Raw genomic sequence first — 526 nt, 5'->3', positions numbered from 1 at the left:
AAAGGGGGATCGTGACCGAACGACAGCCATCGGTGACAGCCGTGGATAGCCGTGCCGGGCCGGACACGACACCCGTGCAGCCCGAGGGGCCGCGGTGGCGTCGGGGCATCGTCCGCTGGCTGATCATGCGGACCGGTGACCCCGCGAACGCGATCTACGGAACCATTCTCGTCGCGGCCGTCGTCGCGGCGGAGGACCCGGAGCACACCGAGAGCTTTGAAATCGCCTTGACGGTCGCCGTGACCGTCATGGTGTTCTGGCTCGCGCACGGTTACTCGCGTGTCGTCAGTGACCGGCTCAGCACGGGCACGAAGCCGTCGCTGGGCGAGGTGCGCGCGGCATTGGCCGAGCACTGGCCGATTGTGCAGGCAGCGGTGCCGCCGATGGTGGCGCTGGGCATCGCCGTCGCCGCGGGTGCTTCGGTGGTGGGCGCCCAGCAGGCGGCGCTGGGGACGTCGGTGGTGCTGCTCGCGATCTGGGGCACCGTTGCCGGCCGGGCCTGTCAGCTGACCGGCTGGCGGCTGGT

The 526-nt window shown here is 70.7% G+C and carries 1 protein-coding gene; it reads left to right on the top strand.

Annotated elements, in window-relative coordinates; translation table 11 throughout:
* Nucleotides 1-125 precede the first annotated feature (125 nt).
* The coding region (locus U9980_RS15135) for a hypothetical protein (protein ID WP_322768497.1) at nt 126-526 on the top strand (401 nt) is incomplete at its 3' end.

It is taken from the genome of Protofrankia sp. Cr1 (genome assembly GCF_963555865.1).
Taxonomy (GTDB): domain Bacteria; phylum Actinomycetota; class Actinomycetes; order Frankiales; family Frankiaceae; genus Protofrankia.
The sequence above is the reverse complement of the archived record's forward strand: the minus strand, read 5'-3'. Positions and strand labels throughout refer to the sequence as shown.